Raw genomic sequence first — 15152 nt, 5'->3', positions numbered from 1 at the left:
CCCCGTCACTCTTGCCACCATCTTCCGGTTTAGACGCCTAAGGTCCTGAAACGAGTTCAGGATGACGGACCTATTTAGTTGAATAGCGTCATTTAATCGCCCCACCGGCAATCAATCGCGGCAGCATCACCAGCGCACCCAATATCGGCCACTTGCGTTGCCACGGCTTGATCACATAATCGGTCCCGGCGTGACGATTTATCTTCCAGGCGAGATAATCGATGCCGCCGGCATAAGTGGCGGACGCCTTGGCCAGTCTGGCGAGAGTCAAAATCTTGCCGTTGCGCCGCAATTGCCGCCATCTTTTTTCAACCGCATCGCGAGAGGCGACAATTTTGATCTTCTTGCCCCGCGCTTTGTCCCGTTCGGCAATCGCCGCCATCACGGCCGGTCCAAATCTGGCATAACGTTCGGGATCGGAATCGACGACCGAATCGGAACGATCCTTCCGCTCGGCGCGCAACTCCGCACCATAGGTCAGTTCAAAACCGCGTTTCCAGAGCGCGGCTATTGTATGTTCCGTATCGATATCCATCATCGGAAAGCTCATGTCGAACAAGGTTATTGCGGCGCCTTCAATCGCCTCGACCGCATGCGCCTGTGCCGCTTCGTCCGCTTGCCAGACCAGCCGCGAGGGCTGTGCAAAGCGGGCCCAGACGCTGACCGCGCTGGCACCAATCCGGTTCAGTCTGTAAAAATCCTTCTCGCTGAGCACCGCCACCTTGGCGACCAGTCCGGCATGTTCCGCCGGAAATACATTGGGTGGTAACCGCTTGTTCGCCCCCGCCAGCCAGCTTTTTCCATAAGCCGCCTCATAGTCCGAAACGATCAGGTAGAAATCGAGCATCTGCCCGTCGAGCTGAGTTGTTCGCAAGCAGGAGCCATAGAACAGCACCGCTCGCGATGCGTCGCCATATTGCGCCGCAATCGAGGCCGCAAAAGCCGAGACCCGCTTATCAACGGGCTCGGCCAGTTCCTGCGCAATTAATGATTTGAGATCGCTCACGCGAAACGTCCTAGCTCAGGCGGCTAGCCGAAGGAAGGATACCGGCTTGGTTGATTTCAGCACGATCGGATGGCCTGGCTGGGCCGAGAAAAGTTCGCCGTCCATCAGCACATTGCTGCCCTCGCCCTCGATGCGGATCATATCGCCGCGCTCGAGATGGATGCCTTTCTGGACATTTTTGCCCAACCGTCCGAAAATCACCGACAGCAAAAAACGCACGATAGAACTGGCGCGCTGGTCAATCGCCAGAAATTGCATCCGGCCAATCGCATGCTGGTTTCGCATCGATCGTTTCATTAGCAGAAGCTTTTCCAGCGTGGTGACGATCAGCACGGCAAAATTGCCCTGAAACTGGCCATCGCGGATCAGCGATATCTTGATCGGTGTCGATCGTTTGGGCAGGAATTTCCCTCTTATCCCGAACAGGACCGATGCAAGCGCGGCAAAAACCGTCAGCACATGCGCCGCCGCGTTTGGCAGTCCCAGCGGGTAGATCTTGTGGCGGCAATAGAGAATGAACTCCGACAGACCGGCACCGCCGAGAAACATGCCGAGCACGACCTTGCTATCCTTGCTGCCATCGGAGAGCGCGATAAGCTCGCGGTCGACCAGATGTTCGTGCAAATCATGCTTGGCCAGTTCGACAATGCGCTCGAGCGCTTTCAGCGGATTGCCTTCCGAACCGAGATCGAGCGCGATCAAATTGGTCTTGCCATTGGGCAGAACCGCGACCGGCGGCGGGTTGTCACCAAAATGGCCACCCTGGTGCAATTCGGTCAATGCCGCCTGTACCGTTCCGTCGCCACCGTTGATGACCAGCACTTTCGGTTTCACCCGGGCAATGGTTTCCAGCGCCTTGGCAATTTCATCAACATGATCCACTTCATAGTGGAAAACATCGCTGTTTTTGACGCAATAAGAGCGCACTTCTGGCAAAATTGCCCGGTTCCCGGTCGAGTTCGGATTGGAAAGAAGTGCGACATTTGCCATGAATTAGCCCCAAATTATCCGGCGAGCCCGGTGCATCACATATATTTCATTGTGATGCGGATGGATTTAACCTCATTGCCGATCGCAAATTTGGTTTTCTTGTAGCTTGGCTTGCCAAGGTTGAAGATGTTGATGCTCGGATTGTTCGACATGCCGCCGCCGTCGCTGGTCAGGTCGGTCTTGCCGTTACCGTTAAGATCATGACGCACGGCAATCGCATATTCGCCGGCCTGGCTGAACGGCAGGCAGAAGGTCATGTTTTTCGCGCTGACGGGGACTTCGATACGAGACAACCAGGCACCGCTTTTCAGCCATTCGTCCTTGGTACCGCGATAGCTCTGGACGCGGACCCTTCCGGTAGTTTCCTTCAGACCCTCAATTTCGACTCTTACAGCAGGGCCTTTGCCCGACTGGCAACGGCGCATGTCATTGGGTATCTCGCGGCCTCCAGCGAATGCCGGGGCAGAAGATAACAAAATAGTGGTCGATAATGCGATGGATGCCGCAAATTTCAACATGACGTAGTAACTCCTAGTCGTTATACCCGCGCCATTACTCCGGCACGGACAAGAATCAGCCCCCCGATCTACCGATTGTTATGGATTTGATTTGCGGCGAAAACATGGTGAGAGGGAGACAACAAGTTGAAACTGCTGACTTCCACTGATCGCTATCTAGCAAAATTGATCGCCGTGCCTCTGTTCAGTACATTGGTGATCGCGGCCATGCTGCTGGTGCTGGAAAAAATGCTGCGTCTTTTCGATTTTGTCGCGGCAGAAGGCGGCCCTGTCAGCGTGGTTTGGCGGATGCTGGCCAATCTGATACCCGAATATCTTTCTCTCGGCATACCGATCGGCCTGCTGCTCGGTATTTTGCTGGCGTTCCGACAGCTTGCGCTCAGTTCGGAACTCGATGTTTTCCGTGCCGTTGGCCAGGGTTACGGACGGCTGCTCCGGGTGCCTTATATGTTCACAATCGCCTTGATGCTGGTCAATCTCGCACTTGTCGGCTTCATTCAGCCACTGTCCCGCTATTATTATGAAGAACTACGCTTCGAATTGCGGTCGGGTGCGCTCGGTGCCTCCATAAAGGTCGGCGAATTCACCAATCTGGGCAGCCGGATGACCCTGCGGATCGAGGAAAGCCGCGACAACGGCACCAAATTGAGCGGGATGTTCGTCCGCGCCGAGAATAAAAAAGGCCAGACCGTCTCCGTCACGGCGAAACACGGCCAGTTTCTGGCGACCGACGATCCCGATACGATCATCTTGCGGCTGACCGATGGCGTGCTGGTCCATGATGCCCCGAATTACGAAAAACCGCGCATCCTGAGTTTCAGCAACCATGATTTGCCGATCGATTTGCCCGATATCGAGAGCTTCCGCTCGCGCGGCGGCAAGAATCTGGAATATACGATACCGGAACTGGTCCGGGTCGGACAGGACGAAAACCGCCCGGTTGCCGAACGCAATGAAAGCCGCGCCAATTTCCACTTTCGCATGGTCGAGGTGATGATGATGTTGCTGCTGCCGCTATTGGCGGTGGCGCTGGCTGTACCCCCGAAACGCTCCAGCTCCGCGCTTGGCGTTTTTCTGTCGATCATCATGATTGTGACCTATCACAAGGTCAACGAATATGGCGAGGATGTCGGGGCGCTCGGCCTTATTGACCCGATCATAGCCTTGTGGCTGCCCTTCTGTCTGTTCGCCGCGCTGATCATGTGGATGTATCATGTTGCAGCCCATGTTCCCGGCGGCCAGCCGATCGGTGCACTGGAAAAGGCCTTCTCCAAGTTCGGAGGCGTTTTCAAGGGCTTGCTGAATTTCAATCGCAAACGCGCGTTGATGAAGGAATAGCCGGATATGGACTTTTTCCCCTCCCGGACACTGGCCATCTATATGGCGAAAATGTTCATCGTCCGGACGCTGGCGGTGCTTGCATTGCTCGTACTGGTACTGCAGGCGCTCGACCTGCTCGGCGAGAGTGGCAAGATCATGGCCTATCAAGGCAATGGCGAAGCCGAGCTCTGGACCTATGTTTCCCTGCGCGCCCCGCAGCTCGTGGCGCGTTTTCTGCCCTTTTCCGTGCTGCTCGGGACGATCATCACCCTCGCCACCTTGAACCAGAATAGCGAAGTCATCTCGATGAAGGCCGGCGGCCTGTCCGCCCACCAGATCCTCGCGCCATTGATCGTAACCAGCATGGGCGTGGCGCTGGTCTCGTTCGTGTTCAACGAAACAATTGTCGCCCCATCGACCGCCCGATTGTCGCAGTGGGAGAAAGTCGAGTTCGGCCCGATTCCGGCGGAAAGCAACGTCCGCACCAATGTATGGGTAAAGGATGGCAATAATCTTATCAACGCGCGAACGGTGACCGGCCGCGGCAATGATGTCGTGCTGCAAGACATCACCATCTACAATCGCACCGGGAACGGACTGAAAGGCCTGATGCAAGGCGACGAAGCCCGGTTCACGGACAAAGGTTGGAAACTCACCGACGTCACCCAGTTTGATGTCAGCAGCGGAACCGAAGAAAAGAAAGCCGAGATATTGATCGGTGATTCGATCCGGCCGGACCAGTTCACGCTGACGAATGTCGACGCGGACAGCCTGTCGATTTTTGCACTGCACACAGCCATTGGTGAACTCGAGCGCGCGGGCCGCCCGACGATGAGCCTGAAAGCCGGCTGGTGGCACAAAATTTCCGGGCCGATGTCTTCGATCCTGATGCCGTTGCTGGGTGCTGTCGCCGCTTTCGGTCTGGCCCGGTCCGGGCAGTTGTTCCTGCGCGCCGTGATCGGCATGGCGCTCGGCTTTGCCTATTTCGTCGCCGATAATTTCGCGCTGGCGATGGGCAATATCGGCGCTTATCCGACCCTATTGGCAGCCTGGGCGCCGTTCATGCTATTTTTCCTGATCGGCGAGACGGTGCTGATCCGGACCGAGGAATAGCTGCTTCAGTTTCTGCCTGCGCTGCCGCGCACCAGTCCCGTGATCAACTTCCATAGACTGCCGTGATCCGCCCGGTAGAATTTGGAATCGGACGGCAATTCTGCCGCGATACGCCGGTGCGCTTCGCCAAGACTATGATAGGGAACACCCGGCAGCAGATGGTGCAACGCGTGATAGCGCAGCCCAACCGGCGCCCATAAGGCGGGCAAGGTTGCTGGCGGCGGCACGTTGACACTGTCGAGATATTGCCCCGTCACGCTCATTTCCTGACCATCATTCTCCCAGAGATGCGCGACCAGCGTGCGAATCTGGTTGAGCACAACGCTGCCCGACATCACGCCGAGGAATATCAGAAAAGCGCGCATGGAAATGACGTCGGTCGCAACCATGGCCAGCAGGGAAATAGACCAGATGCTCGCGCCAATTTCGCAAGCGAGCCAGCGCCGTTTAAGGTCGCCTTCGGGCGGCTTGCGGCGAAAGTCGGGATTGATGATCAGGCCAGAATAGCGTTCGACCACAATCCTGCGCAGCGGCGGAATGATCGCGGATAGCGGCGACAATATCGCATAGCGGAACAGCAACGCCACCGGTGCCAGCGCCGCGACAATCACGAATAGAGGCACCGACCAGGGCTTCATCAGTGCCAGCGGCAAATATTCCGGATCTTCCACCGTGCCATATTTCTTGGTCCGGTGATGGATGCTGTGAATGCCTTCATACATGAACGACGGGATCAGCATCGGTACGCCGAACAAGGCGTTCCAGGCGAAATGAAAGCCGGGGAGCGCATTGCGGCGGACGTGCGTCAATTCGTGAATGAAGCTGCCCGCGCGATAGAGAGCGAGGACCGCAATCAAGCCAAAGGCAATCGCGAGAACAGTGGACGGGCTGACAATCGCGCCGGCGAGGGCACCGTAGCCAACAACCACAGATGCCAGAAAATCAGCCCAGTAAACTGCGGCCTTGGGCGTGTTGAGATCACGCGTGACCTTGGCCGCAGTGCGGATCAGTTCGACATCTTCGGGAACCGGGACAGCGGCATTGATCCGGCGCGGGTCTACCGCAGCCGTTGGCGTATTTTTCGGAGAGATGGTTGTCGTACTCATAAACACCTGCATAATTGTTGGATGGCCTAGAGCAACATATCGTGGCGACATCATGGCAAGGACAAGACCGCAATGGCGCGCCTGCCCTTGACATTGCGTCTCGATTAACGCCACAGCCAGCCGCTAATATAGAAGGATCAAATATGGTGGCCACTCAGGATATAGTCGTAGAACCTGTCACTACCAAGGCCCAGACCAAGCAGTTCATCGATATTGCCTACAAGCTCAACGCCTCTGATCCGCATTGGGTTCCGCCGCTCCGATCCGAATTCGCCAAGCTGATCACGCCGGGACAAAATCCGTTCTTCGAACATGCGCGGGTGCAATTATTCCTCGCCCTCCGACGGGGCAAGGTGGTCGGCCGGATCAGCGCGCATATTGACGAGCTGGCGCTGGAACAGCCGCCCGAACAGGGTATGGGACCCGGAACCGGCAATTGGGGGCTGATGGAAGCAAGCGATGAAGCGACCATGCACGCCTTGATCCATGCCGCCGAAGACTGGTTGAAAGATCAGGGCATGACCCGCGTGCTTGCCCCGATCAGCATGTCGGTCTGGGAAGAACCCGGTCTCTTGACCGAGGGCCATGACCATAGCCCGATGATCATGATGGGCCACCACAATGAAGAATATCAGGGTTGGATCGAGAATCTTGGATATCGTGTCGCCAAACGGCTCGTGACCTACCATCTTCCCGTGGAGGATGGCTTTCCTGATCTCGTCAAACGGATCGTGGCATCCGGTGAGCGTAACAAGCGACTGAAAATCCGCAAAGTCGACAAGAAATATTTTGATCGCGATGCCGCAATCATCATGAATCTCCTGAACGACGCATGGTCAAGCAATTGGGGGTTTGTCCCGATGACCGACCGGGAGATCGAACATGCCGGCAAAAGCCTGAAACCGATCGTCCATGAAGATCTGATCCGGATTGCCGAACTGGAAGGTGAGCCGGTAGCCTTCATGATGACGCTACCCGATATGAACGAGGTGCTCAAAACCATGAAGGGTTCGCTATGGCCCTTCGGCTGGGCCAAGCTGCTATGGTGGCTGAAATTCCCCAAATCCAATTCGATGCGGGTGCCGTTAATGGGGGTTAAAAAAGAACTGCAAAACAGCCGCCTGGCCAGCCAGATGGTGTTCATGCTGATCGAATATATCCGTCGCGATGCCAAGCTGAATTTCGGCACCAAGCGTGCGGAAATCGGCTGGATATTGGAAGATAATCAGGGGATGGTAGCGATTGCAGAAGCGATTGAAGCGACCATCAACCGCGAATATCTTATTTATGAAAAGCCGATCACCTAAGCGAAACCGTTATTAATCGCCGTCAGGCGCCTCAAATGTCCAGATCGACCCACGCTGGTGTATGATCGCTGGCTTTCTCCCGGCCGCGATACTCCTTGTCGACACCGCAGCTTTCGAGGCGATCCGCGGCAAGCGGGCTAAGCAACAGATGATCGATGCGAAAGCCCTGATCGCGTTGCCAGCCGCCGCTGCGATAGTCCCAATAGGTCCAGATATTGCCAGCCGGATAGGTGACACCGAGAGCATCGGTCCAGCCGTCGTTTAATATGCGCCGATAGCCCTCACGGCTTTCCGGCTGCATCAGCGCGTCATTCTGCATCGCCTTGACCGAATAGACATCATTGTCGCGCGGGATGACATTATAGTCGCCGGCGAGCACCGCAGGCACCTCTTCCGCCCAGATTTCTGCGGCACGTTCCCGCAACCGTTTCATCCACCGCAGCTTGAAATCGAATTTCGGACCCGGGTGGGGGTTACCGTTGGGCAGATAGATGCTGGAGACGCGGACTTTCGAACCGTCTTTGGCACTGATATTGGCTTCGATATAGCGGCTATGCTCGTCTTCCGGTTCGCCATCGAGGCCACGCTTGACCTCTTCCGGCACCTGATCGCGCGCCAATATGGCAACGCCATTGAAGCTCTTCTGGCCGTGCCAGATCGCGCCATAGCCAATTTCCTCGAACTTGTCGGCGGGGAAGCCCTCGTCCTGCGTCTTGATTTCCTGCAGGCAGGCGACATCGGGCCTGGTCTCTTCAAGCCACTCCAGCAAGCGCGGCAGGCGTGCCTTGATGCCGTTGATATTGTAGCTGGCTATTTTCACTTAGACAGAGAAGCTGGAGCCGCAGCCGCATCCAGACGCAGCATTGGGATTGGTAACCTGAAAGGCGCTGCCGCCAAGCGACTCGACAAAGTCGACGGCGCTACCGCGCACCAGATCGAGGCTGATTTCGTCAACAACCAGCGTTACGCCAGCTTCCTCGACCGCGATATCATCCGCTTCGATGCCGTCGGCGAGACCGAAACGATATTGAAATCCGGAACAGCCCCCGCCTTCGACCGCAAGTCGCAATATGGCTGCTTTGCCCTGTTTTTCGGCAATGGCAGCCACGCGTTTGGCGGCATTGGGGGTCAGGATGATATCCTGCTCGAGAGTTGTAAGGGCCTGGTTCATATTGTTAAGATAGGGAGAATCAAAAGGAGCGGCAAGCCTTAAGCTCAAACCGCTCCCTTATGCACCCTCTCCCAAAGGTGTAAAATCGATCTTATTCGGCTGGGCCGCCCAATGCAACGCCGGAATTCAGCTTCTGCGCGATCAGGAAATCATTGGATTGCATGAATGGGATGGGATTGACCGCTTCGCCGGCAATCCGCACTTCATAATGCAGGTGGCTGCCAGTGGAGCGACCGGTCGAGCCCATGAAGCCGATCAGGTCGCCGCTCTTGACGCGGGCGTTTGCTTCAACATTGAGCCGCGACATATGGCCATAACGGGTCTGGATGCCGTTGCCGTGGTTGATTTCGATATATTTGCCATAGCCGTTCACCCATTGGGCGCGGCCGATGATGCCGTCAGCGGTAGCATAAATGGGAGTGCCGATCGGTCCGGCCATATCAAGGCCCTTGTGATTGGCGCGGCGACCTTTGAAAGGGTCGGAACGGAAACCGTAAGAACTGGTCAGCGTGAAATCTTTCACCGGCTTTCTCGAAGGAATGGTGAGTTTCACCGCTTCAATCTTGCCCTGGCCGCTCCAGTTGTTGAAAATCATCTTGAATGCTGGGTCCGCTTCGCCAAGAGCGCTTTCAGCTGCCTGGCTTTTCAGCACATCAACCGGGATGCTGGCTTCTGCGGCTGCTTCCGCTGATGCGGCGGTGGAAAAAATCATCGCCGATCCGAGAAAAGCAATGGCTGTGATCTTGCTCACAGATTTCTTAAATAAAACTACTATGTTTTCGGTCATATAATGATCGAACCTTTTATTTGCGACCCATGAAATCCATGGCGTGAATTTTGCGGCGGAACCTTCGCCCCCGTTGTGCGTTTACGGGTGTAAATTCATTCGGGTTAATTATTCAACACCATAATAATATTCTTGGGTCAGACCGGCTGCTCGGCGCGCTGAGTCGTTAAATGGAGGCTTTAACCCGCCTTTGAAGTGGGTTTTTACAAGATGTTTCCAATGGTCATGCGGGGCCAGATTGTCTCTTTCGCAGGCATATTCGAACCATTTCGTGCCGAAAGAAACGTGGCAAATCTCGTCATTATAGATTCGATGTAAAACCTTTGCCGTCAGTTCATCGCCCTGTCGTTTGAAACGCTCGACTGTCTCCAGGGTCACGTCCAGTCCCCTCGCCTCGAGCACCATCGGAACGATGGCGAGACGCGCCGAAGCATTATAGGCGGTATTTTTTGCGCTATCCCAGAGACCATCATGAGCGGGAAGTGCGCCGTAATGACTGCCCTGATCCCGCAACCTGCGATCCAGCAAGGCAAAATGCATCGCTTCTTCCGCACCGACCCGCATCCAGTCATCCGTGAATTCTCGCGGAAACTCTGCGCCGAACCGGCCGATCATGTCGAAGGCCAGATCAATCGCGACAAATTCGATATGGGCGAGCGCATGGATCAGGGCGACCCGCCGGGGTACCGAGGTGCCTGTGCCGCGTCTTGGCATGTCGCGGGGACGCATCAACACCGGATGGCCGGGCCGCGCCGGAATGTCCGGCATGATCTCGCCAAAATTGTGAGTCAGCCTCGCCAGCCGCCATTCCCGCGCAGCATGGCGCGCGGCCATCACCTTGGCGGTGGGATCAGCGGTCTGAAGCACGCGCAGAACGGCTGCGCCTACAGTGATCGGTTGAGTCATTTCGAAGGGTTTATGCCGCCTGCACCGCAGCCAGAACCTCTTCCGCATGGCCCTTGACCTTCACTTTCGGCCAGGCCTTGAGCACAGTACCGTCCGGGCCGATCAGAAAGGTCGAACGGATAATCCCCATATAGGTCTTGCCGTACATTTTCTTTTCCGCCCAGACGCCGATTTTCTCGAGAAACTCGGTGCTTTCGTCGGAAGCGATATCGACCGTCAATTCCTGTTTGGCGATGAAATTCTGCTGCCGTTTCGGCGAATCGGCAGACATGCCGAGCACTGCGGCACCGGCTTTCTTGAATTCCGGCAAGAGGGCAGAAAAATCCTTCGACTCCGTTGTGCATCCGGGCGTGCTGGCTTTCGGGTAGAAAAACAGCACGAGCTTCTTGCCGGCATAATCGGATATCTTCACCGGGCTGCCATCCGGCGCCACCAGTTCCATATCCGGTATTTTGTCGCCCACATCGATCATATTATGTCTCCTAGAATTTCATCGGGGTCCGGCCGCAAGTGCCTGTTCCACTCGTCAATAACGCATTGCCGCGCCTGATCATAGCCATCGAGCAGCGCGTCCCAGCTTTCCTGCCCCGCAGCCTTGGCGATCAAGGCCCGGCTGGTTTCCGGCGGAAAGTCGCAATCCGGAGACATCAGGCGCAGGGCCACCAGCAAGCGTGTCATCAATTCATGCGCGGTGATCATATCCTCACCCAGATGCCCCGCGGCGACGAGCGCACGCACCGCTTTGCCGAGCTGCGGATAGAGCGCCTCACCGGTTTTCAGCTGCAGGAAGTGGACGATAAACTCCCAGTCGACCAGTCCGCCTTCCATCATCTTGGTATCAAGCGGACCCTTGGGCGGCTTGTGCTCGACAATATCGAGCCGCATCTTCCGGACCGCCTTGCGCAATTCCTCAGGTTCGCGGGCCTTGCGCAAGATTTCACGAATCTTCTGTTCCAGTTCGGCGCGGTTCGCTTTGTCGCCATAGACCGGTCGCGCCCGGGTCAAAGCCATATGCTCCCAGGTCCAGGCGCTTTCCCGCTGGTATTTGTAAAAGCTCTCAAGGGTCACCGCCAAAGGCCCCTGGGTTCCGGATGGCCGCAGCCTCGTATCCACTTCATAGAGCGGTCCGGCGGCGGTCGGCACCGAAAGCGCCGTCACGATCCGCGCGGTCAGCCGGTTATAATATTGGGTAGCCCCCAATGATCTGTTGCCGTCGGACTCTGCGCTATGATCGCCGCTGAACAGGAAGATCAGGTCCAGATCCGAAGCATGGGTCAAGGCCTCTCCGCCCAACCGGCCCAACGCCAGAATCAGCAGAGCACAGCCAGGAACCTTTCCGTGAGTCTCTTCAAATTCCTTGATTGTCGCGTCGGTCAGCACCTGAATCGCCGCTTCCGCCACCCGGGCATAGCCCGCCGATATATCCAGCGCATCATGATGCCCCTCGATCAGCTGGACCCCGAGCGCAAAGCGTTTTTCACCGACGCGGGCCCGCACCCGGTCGAGCAGCATCTGATAATCATCGCCCGGTTCCATCCGGGCAAATTGTTCGGCAAGCTCATCCACCGACGGGGGCAGGTCAAGCGCGGTAGCATCGATCAGACCGTCGAATAATTCTGCGCGCTGCGCCAAAGCATCGGCCAGCACCGGCGCATGGCTTAGAATCTTGCCGAGCAAGTCGAGCAAAGCGGGCCGGGCTTCCAATATCCGGAAGAAATTGATCGCGGTCGGCAATTTGTCGATCAGGCTATCGAGCCGCGCCAGCGCCTTTGTCGAATTGGGTGCGGTGGCGATTGCATCGACCAGATCAGGAAGGATAGCCTCGAAAGACTCCTGAGCCGCAGCAGACCGCAAGGCCGTCACCTTGCCGCTCCGCCAGCGCTTGATCGCCTGCAGAAAACTCTCGCCTTCGAGCAAATTTTTACTGGCGATTACAGCAGCCAACTTTTCTTCATCAGTCGGCAGACGTCTGTCATCTTCCGGTTCGATCAAATCATCATAAATATTGCCGACCGCATCGATATGCGGGGCCAGCAGGTCGAGCAATTGCTGGCCGGTTTCCATCCCGTGCAGCCGCGCCACGCGGTCGAGATCCGCTGCAGCGTCGGGCAAACTATGGGTTTGCTGGTCGTTGACCATCTGCAGACGATGTTCGATGACCCGGTAAAGTTCGTAGGACTCGCTCAGAACCCGCGCTTTTTCACCATCGATCCGTCCCGCCTTTACCAGCGCCGCCAGCGCATCGCGCGTCGCCGGTACCCGCAAATCCGGTTGCCGCCCGCCAAAGATGAGCTGGTGCATCTGGGCATAAAATTCCGTCTCGCGAATCCCGCCTCGCCCGCGTTTCAGGTCAAAGCCCGGTCCGAATTTCTGACCCGCCGCATAATGATCACGGATTTGCGCGGTGACCGAGCCGATATTCTTGATCGCTCCATAATCCAGCGACCGCCGCCAGATGAACGGATTGATCGTTTCTAGAAAATATTGCCCCAGCCCGGGGTCACCGGCAGCGGCCCGTGACCGGATATAGGCCGCCTGCTCCCACGCCAGCGCGCTCGATTCATAATAACTGATCGCCGCTTCGACCGGCAGCGCCACCGGACTGACTTCCGGCGAAGGCCTGAGCCGCATGTCGACCCGGAAAACATAGCCGTCCGCATCGCGGGCGTTGAGCGCCTCGACCAGCTGCTGGCCGATCCGCCGCGCTGCGTCACTGGGATCTTCCCTGCCGCGAACCGGAATTTTATCGGGATCGTAAATGAAGATCGGATCGATATCCGACGAATAGTTGAGTTCGCGGCTGCCGTGTTTGCCGAGGCCAATGATCGAAAAGCCTTCCAGCTGCGCATCGGGATAGCGGGTCGCATATATATCGGCCAGCGCCTCATCCAGCGCCCGGTCGGCAAAATCCGAAAGGCGCGTGATCACATCGGTCAGTGACAATTGTCCGGCCAGATCACCAATCGCCAAAGTCAGGGCCAGAGCCCGCTTTTCGCGGCGCAATTTTTGCCGGACATTTTTGGCACCTTCTCCGGCGCTGCCGACATATTCCAGCGCTGCCTCGAGATTTTCTGCGGCGAGCAGATCGGTCAGTTCGGGCAGTATCTGCATCGCCATCCCGAGATAAGGCGCATTATCGCGGGCGCGGTCCAGCGCATCCTTCAGGTTCGTTTTGTCCGGTAGCCCGACAATCATGACTTCAGATAGGCGCTGCGGAATTTTAGGGCAAAATCAGCAAATGTGCCCTCGGCAATTGCGTCGCGCATGCCTGCCATCAGCGATTGATAATAAGCGATATTATGCTCGGTCATCAGCATCGCCCCCAATATCTCTTTCGCCCGGATCAGATGGTGCAAATAGGCGCGGCTGTGGTTCTGGCAGACGGAGCATGCGCAATTCTCGTCGAGCGGCGCCAGATCCTCGGCAAATTTGGCGTTGCGGATATTGAGAGCCCCCTGCGCGGTAAATGCCTGGCCATTGCGACCGGACCGGCTTGGCAGCACGCAGTCGAACATATCGACGCCCCGCTCGACCGCGCCGACGAGATCGTCCGGCTTGCCGACGCCCATCAGATAGCGCGGCTTGTCGGCGGGCAATTGACCCGGCGCATAATCGAGCACATCAAACATCGCTTCCTGCCCCTCGCCGACAGCCAGACCGCCAATGGCATAGCCATCAAAACCGATTTCGATCAAAGCCTCCGCCGAAGCCGCCCGCATTTCCTTGTCGAGCGAGCCTTGCTGAATGCCGAACAAAGCCGCTCTCGCCGCATGCTCTTCGCCGCTGTCGAAGCCGTCCCGCGACCGCTTCGCCCAGCGCATCGATCGTTCCATCGATGCCTGTGCTTCCTCGCGGGTTGCGCCATTCTTGGTACATTCGTCGAACGCCATGACGATGTCGCTGCCGAGCAGCCGCTGAATTTCCATCGACCGTTCCGGGGTCAGCATATGGCGCGAACCGTCGAGATGGCTCTGGAATTCGACGCCATTTTCGCTGAGCTTGGTCAGTTCCGACAGGCTCATCACCTGATAGCCGCCGCTATCGGTCAGGATCGGTCGATCCCAGTTCATGAACTTGTGCAATCCGCCGAGACGCGCCACCCGCTCCGCGCCGGGACGAAGCATCAGGTGATAGGTATTGCCGAGAATGATGTCCGCACCCGTTGCGCGCACGGTCTCCGGCTTCATCGCCTTGACCGTCGCGGCTGTTCCCACCGGCATGAACGCAGGCGTGCGAATACCGCCGCGCATCATGCTGATCTTGCCGGTCCGCGCCTTGCCGTCGGTTGCGGCGATGGAAAAGGAAAAGCGCTCAGCCATGCAAATGCCCGATTTTCACTGCGAGACCAGATTTTACGGCCTCGATTTTGTGTTTTGCTATTGTTGGTGTAACCAATGGTCCGTCCTGTTCGAATATTTCAACATCTGTGCAGGATGGGCGCAGATTCTCAAAGACCTAAATCGGGAGTATTTTATGATAAAAGCTACAACACTTGGTTCCGCAGCAACCGCACTGATCGCGGCAGCCGCTCTTTCCGCCTGTTCCGGCGGCAGCACCGAAGCAGCCAGCGAAGGCGCCGAAGCATCAAGCGGCGAAGTGACCGAAGTCGCGGCAGCGGACCAGGAAAAATGCTACGGCATCGCCCTGGCCGGTGAAAATGACTGCAAGGCTGGCGAAGGCACCTCCTGTGCCGGTACGTCCGTCGTCGACTATCAGGGCAATGCCTGGAAAAATACCGACGCCGGTGATTGCGAAGCCATGGGCGGATCGCTCACCGAAGTTGCTGACAACGACCCACCGGTCGCTCCAGCAGCGGCTCCTGCTGAAGGCTAGACCTTCCGGGACGTGAAGCAAAAAAAGGGCGGCTCGATTGAGCCGCCCTTTTTTGTTCGAGGTGCATTGTCATTACAGCGTCCCGCCAAGCTGTA

At 57.0% G+C, this 15152-nt stretch carries 15 protein-coding genes; 4 read left to right on the top strand and 11 right to left on the bottom strand.

The genetic code is table 11. The features are described 5' to 3' along the window. Window positions 1-88 precede the first annotated feature (88 nt). From ACWFTY_RS03975 to ACWFTY_RS03965, 3 genes are read right to left on the bottom strand one after another with little or no spacing between them, the layout of a single operon-like run. Window positions 89-1006, bottom strand: a complete 918-nt coding sequence (locus ACWFTY_RS03975) for a hypothetical protein (protein WP_447526098.1) — start codon at window positions 1004-1006, stop codon at window positions 89-91. 15 nt (window positions 1007-1021) lie between these two features. Then, window positions 1022-1996, bottom strand: a complete 975-nt coding sequence (locus ACWFTY_RS03970) for a diacylglycerol/lipid kinase family protein (protein ID WP_447526097.1) — start codon at window positions 1994-1996, stop codon at window positions 1022-1024. Window positions 1997-2031: 35 nt separating this feature from the next. Continuing rightward, window positions 2032-2514, bottom strand: coding sequence for a DUF2141 domain-containing protein (locus ACWFTY_RS03965; RefSeq protein WP_447526096.1), 483 nt, complete (start codon window positions 2512-2514; stop codon window positions 2032-2034). A 132-nt stretch (window positions 2515-2646) separates the two neighbouring features. Here ACWFTY_RS03965 and lptF point away from each other — a divergent pair, with 132 nt between their 5' ends. Together lptF and lptG are read left to right on the top strand one after the other, a co-directional pair. After that, window positions 2647-3852, top strand: a complete 1206-nt coding sequence (gene lptF / locus ACWFTY_RS03960; protein ID WP_447526938.1) for an LPS export ABC transporter permease LptF — start codon at window positions 2647-2649, stop codon at window positions 3850-3852. A gap of 6 nt (window positions 3853-3858) precedes the next feature. Then, entirely contained in the window at window positions 3859-4947 is a 1089-nt protein-coding gene (lptG, locus tag ACWFTY_RS03955) for an LPS export ABC transporter permease LptG (protein WP_447526095.1), read from the top strand. 5 nt (window positions 4948-4952) lie between these two features. On the opposite strand, the gene ACWFTY_RS03950 is transcribed toward lptG, so the two are convergent. Next, window positions 4953-6053, bottom strand: coding sequence for a fatty acid desaturase family protein (locus ACWFTY_RS03950; protein WP_447526094.1), 1101 nt, complete (start codon window positions 6051-6053; stop codon window positions 4953-4955). Between the two features lie 143 nt (window positions 6054-6196). Here ACWFTY_RS03950 and ACWFTY_RS03945 point away from each other — a divergent pair, with 143 nt between their 5' ends. Then, window positions 6197-7360: an N-acetyltransferase gene (locus tag ACWFTY_RS03945; protein ID WP_447526093.1), complete on the top strand. Its 1164-nt coding sequence runs from the start codon at window positions 6197-6199 to the stop codon at window positions 7358-7360. 31 nt (window positions 7361-7391) lie between these two features. Here ACWFTY_RS03945 and xth read toward each other — a convergent pair whose 3' ends face one another. The 7 genes from xth to tgt form a co-directional block, all read right to left on the bottom strand. Further along, a complete protein-coding gene (gene xth, locus ACWFTY_RS03940) occupies window positions 7392-8180 on the bottom strand; it encodes an exodeoxyribonuclease III (RefSeq protein ID WP_447526092.1) in 789 nt (262 codons plus the stop codon). After that, a complete protein-coding gene (erpA, locus tag ACWFTY_RS03935) occupies window positions 8181-8531 on the bottom strand; it encodes an iron-sulfur cluster insertion protein ErpA (RefSeq protein WP_447526091.1) in 351 nt (116 codons plus the stop codon). Between the two features lie 91 nt (window positions 8532-8622). Further along, window positions 8623-9282, bottom strand: a complete 660-nt coding sequence (locus ACWFTY_RS03930; protein WP_447526090.1) for a M23 family metallopeptidase — start codon at window positions 9280-9282, stop codon at window positions 8623-8625. A 144-nt stretch (window positions 9283-9426) separates the two neighbouring features. Then, window positions 9427-10224, bottom strand: coding sequence for a ferritin-like domain-containing protein (locus ACWFTY_RS03925; RefSeq protein ID WP_447526089.1), 798 nt, complete (start codon window positions 10222-10224; stop codon window positions 9427-9429). Between the two features lie 10 nt (window positions 10225-10234). Further along, entirely contained in the window at window positions 10235-10696 is a 462-nt protein-coding gene (locus ACWFTY_RS03920) for a peroxiredoxin (RefSeq protein ID WP_447526088.1), read from the bottom strand. Continuing rightward, window positions 10693-13419 (bottom strand): bifunctional [glutamine synthetase] adenylyltransferase/[glutamine synthetase]-adenylyl-L-tyrosine phosphorylase, encoded by a 2727-nt coding sequence (locus ACWFTY_RS03915; protein ID WP_447526087.1) that lies wholly within the window; start codon window positions 13417-13419, stop codon window positions 10693-10695. The genes ACWFTY_RS03920 and ACWFTY_RS03915 overlap by 4 nt, the downstream gene beginning before the upstream one ends. Continuing rightward, window positions 13416-14543 carry a tRNA guanosine(34) transglycosylase Tgt gene (tgt, locus tag ACWFTY_RS03910; protein ID WP_447526086.1) on the bottom strand — a complete coding sequence of 376 codons (1128 nt, stop codon included), beginning with the start codon at window positions 14541-14543 and terminating at the stop codon, window positions 13416-13418. The genes ACWFTY_RS03915 and tgt overlap by 4 nt, the downstream gene beginning before the upstream one ends. A 154-nt stretch (window positions 14544-14697) precedes the next feature. Here tgt and ACWFTY_RS03905 point away from each other — a divergent pair, with 154 nt between their 5' ends. Beyond that, window positions 14698-15057: a BufA1 family periplasmic bufferin-type metallophore gene (locus tag ACWFTY_RS03905; RefSeq protein WP_447526085.1), complete on the top strand. Its 360-nt coding sequence runs from the start codon at window positions 14698-14700 to the stop codon at window positions 15055-15057. The last annotated feature ends 95 nt before the right edge of the window (window positions 15058-15152 follow it).

Source organism: Parasphingorhabdus sp. NYA22, assembly GCF_976973735.1.
Note: the sequence above shows the minus strand (reverse complement) of the source record. Positions and strands in the feature narration are given on the sequence as shown.

Excerpts from the sequence above, each read along its gene's own strand:
- lptG (WP_447526095.1), top strand. The coding sequence starts at position 3,859 with ATGGACTTTTTCCCCTCCCGGACACTGGCCATCTATATGGCGAAAATG.
- ACWFTY_RS03950 (WP_447526094.1), bottom strand. The coding sequence starts at position 6,053 with ATGAGTACGACAACCATCTCTCCGAAAAATACGCCAACGGCTGCGGTA.
- ACWFTY_RS03945 (WP_447526093.1), top strand. The coding sequence starts at position 6,197 with ATGGTGGCCACTCAGGATATAGTCGTAGAACCTGTCACTACCAAGGCC.
- erpA (WP_447526091.1), bottom strand. The coding sequence starts at position 8,531 with ATGAACCAGGCCCTTACAACTCTCGAGCAGGATATCATCCTGACCCCC.
- ACWFTY_RS03925 (WP_447526089.1), bottom strand. The coding sequence starts at position 10,224 with ATGACTCAACCGATCACTGTAGGCGCAGCCGTTCTGCGCGTGCTTCAG.
- tgt (WP_447526086.1), bottom strand. The coding sequence starts at position 14,543 with ATGGCTGAGCGCTTTTCCTTTTCCATCGCCGCAACCGACGGCAAGGCG.
- ACWFTY_RS03915 (WP_447526087.1), bottom strand. The coding sequence starts at position 13,419 with ATGATTGTCGGGCTACCGGACAAAACGAACCTGAAGGATGCGCTGGAC.
- ACWFTY_RS03965 (WP_447526096.1), bottom strand. The coding sequence starts at position 2,514 with ATGTTGAAATTTGCGGCATCCATCGCATTATCGACCACTATTTTGTTA.
- ACWFTY_RS03970 (WP_447526097.1), bottom strand. The coding sequence starts at position 1,996 with ATGGCAAATGTCGCACTTCTTTCCAATCCGAACTCGACCGGGAACCGG.
- ACWFTY_RS03920 (WP_447526088.1), bottom strand. The coding sequence starts at position 10,696 with ATGATCGATGTGGGCGACAAAATACCGGATATGGAACTGGTGGCGCCG.
- ACWFTY_RS03905 (WP_447526085.1), top strand. The coding sequence starts at position 14,698 with ATGATAAAAGCTACAACACTTGGTTCCGCAGCAACCGCACTGATCGCG.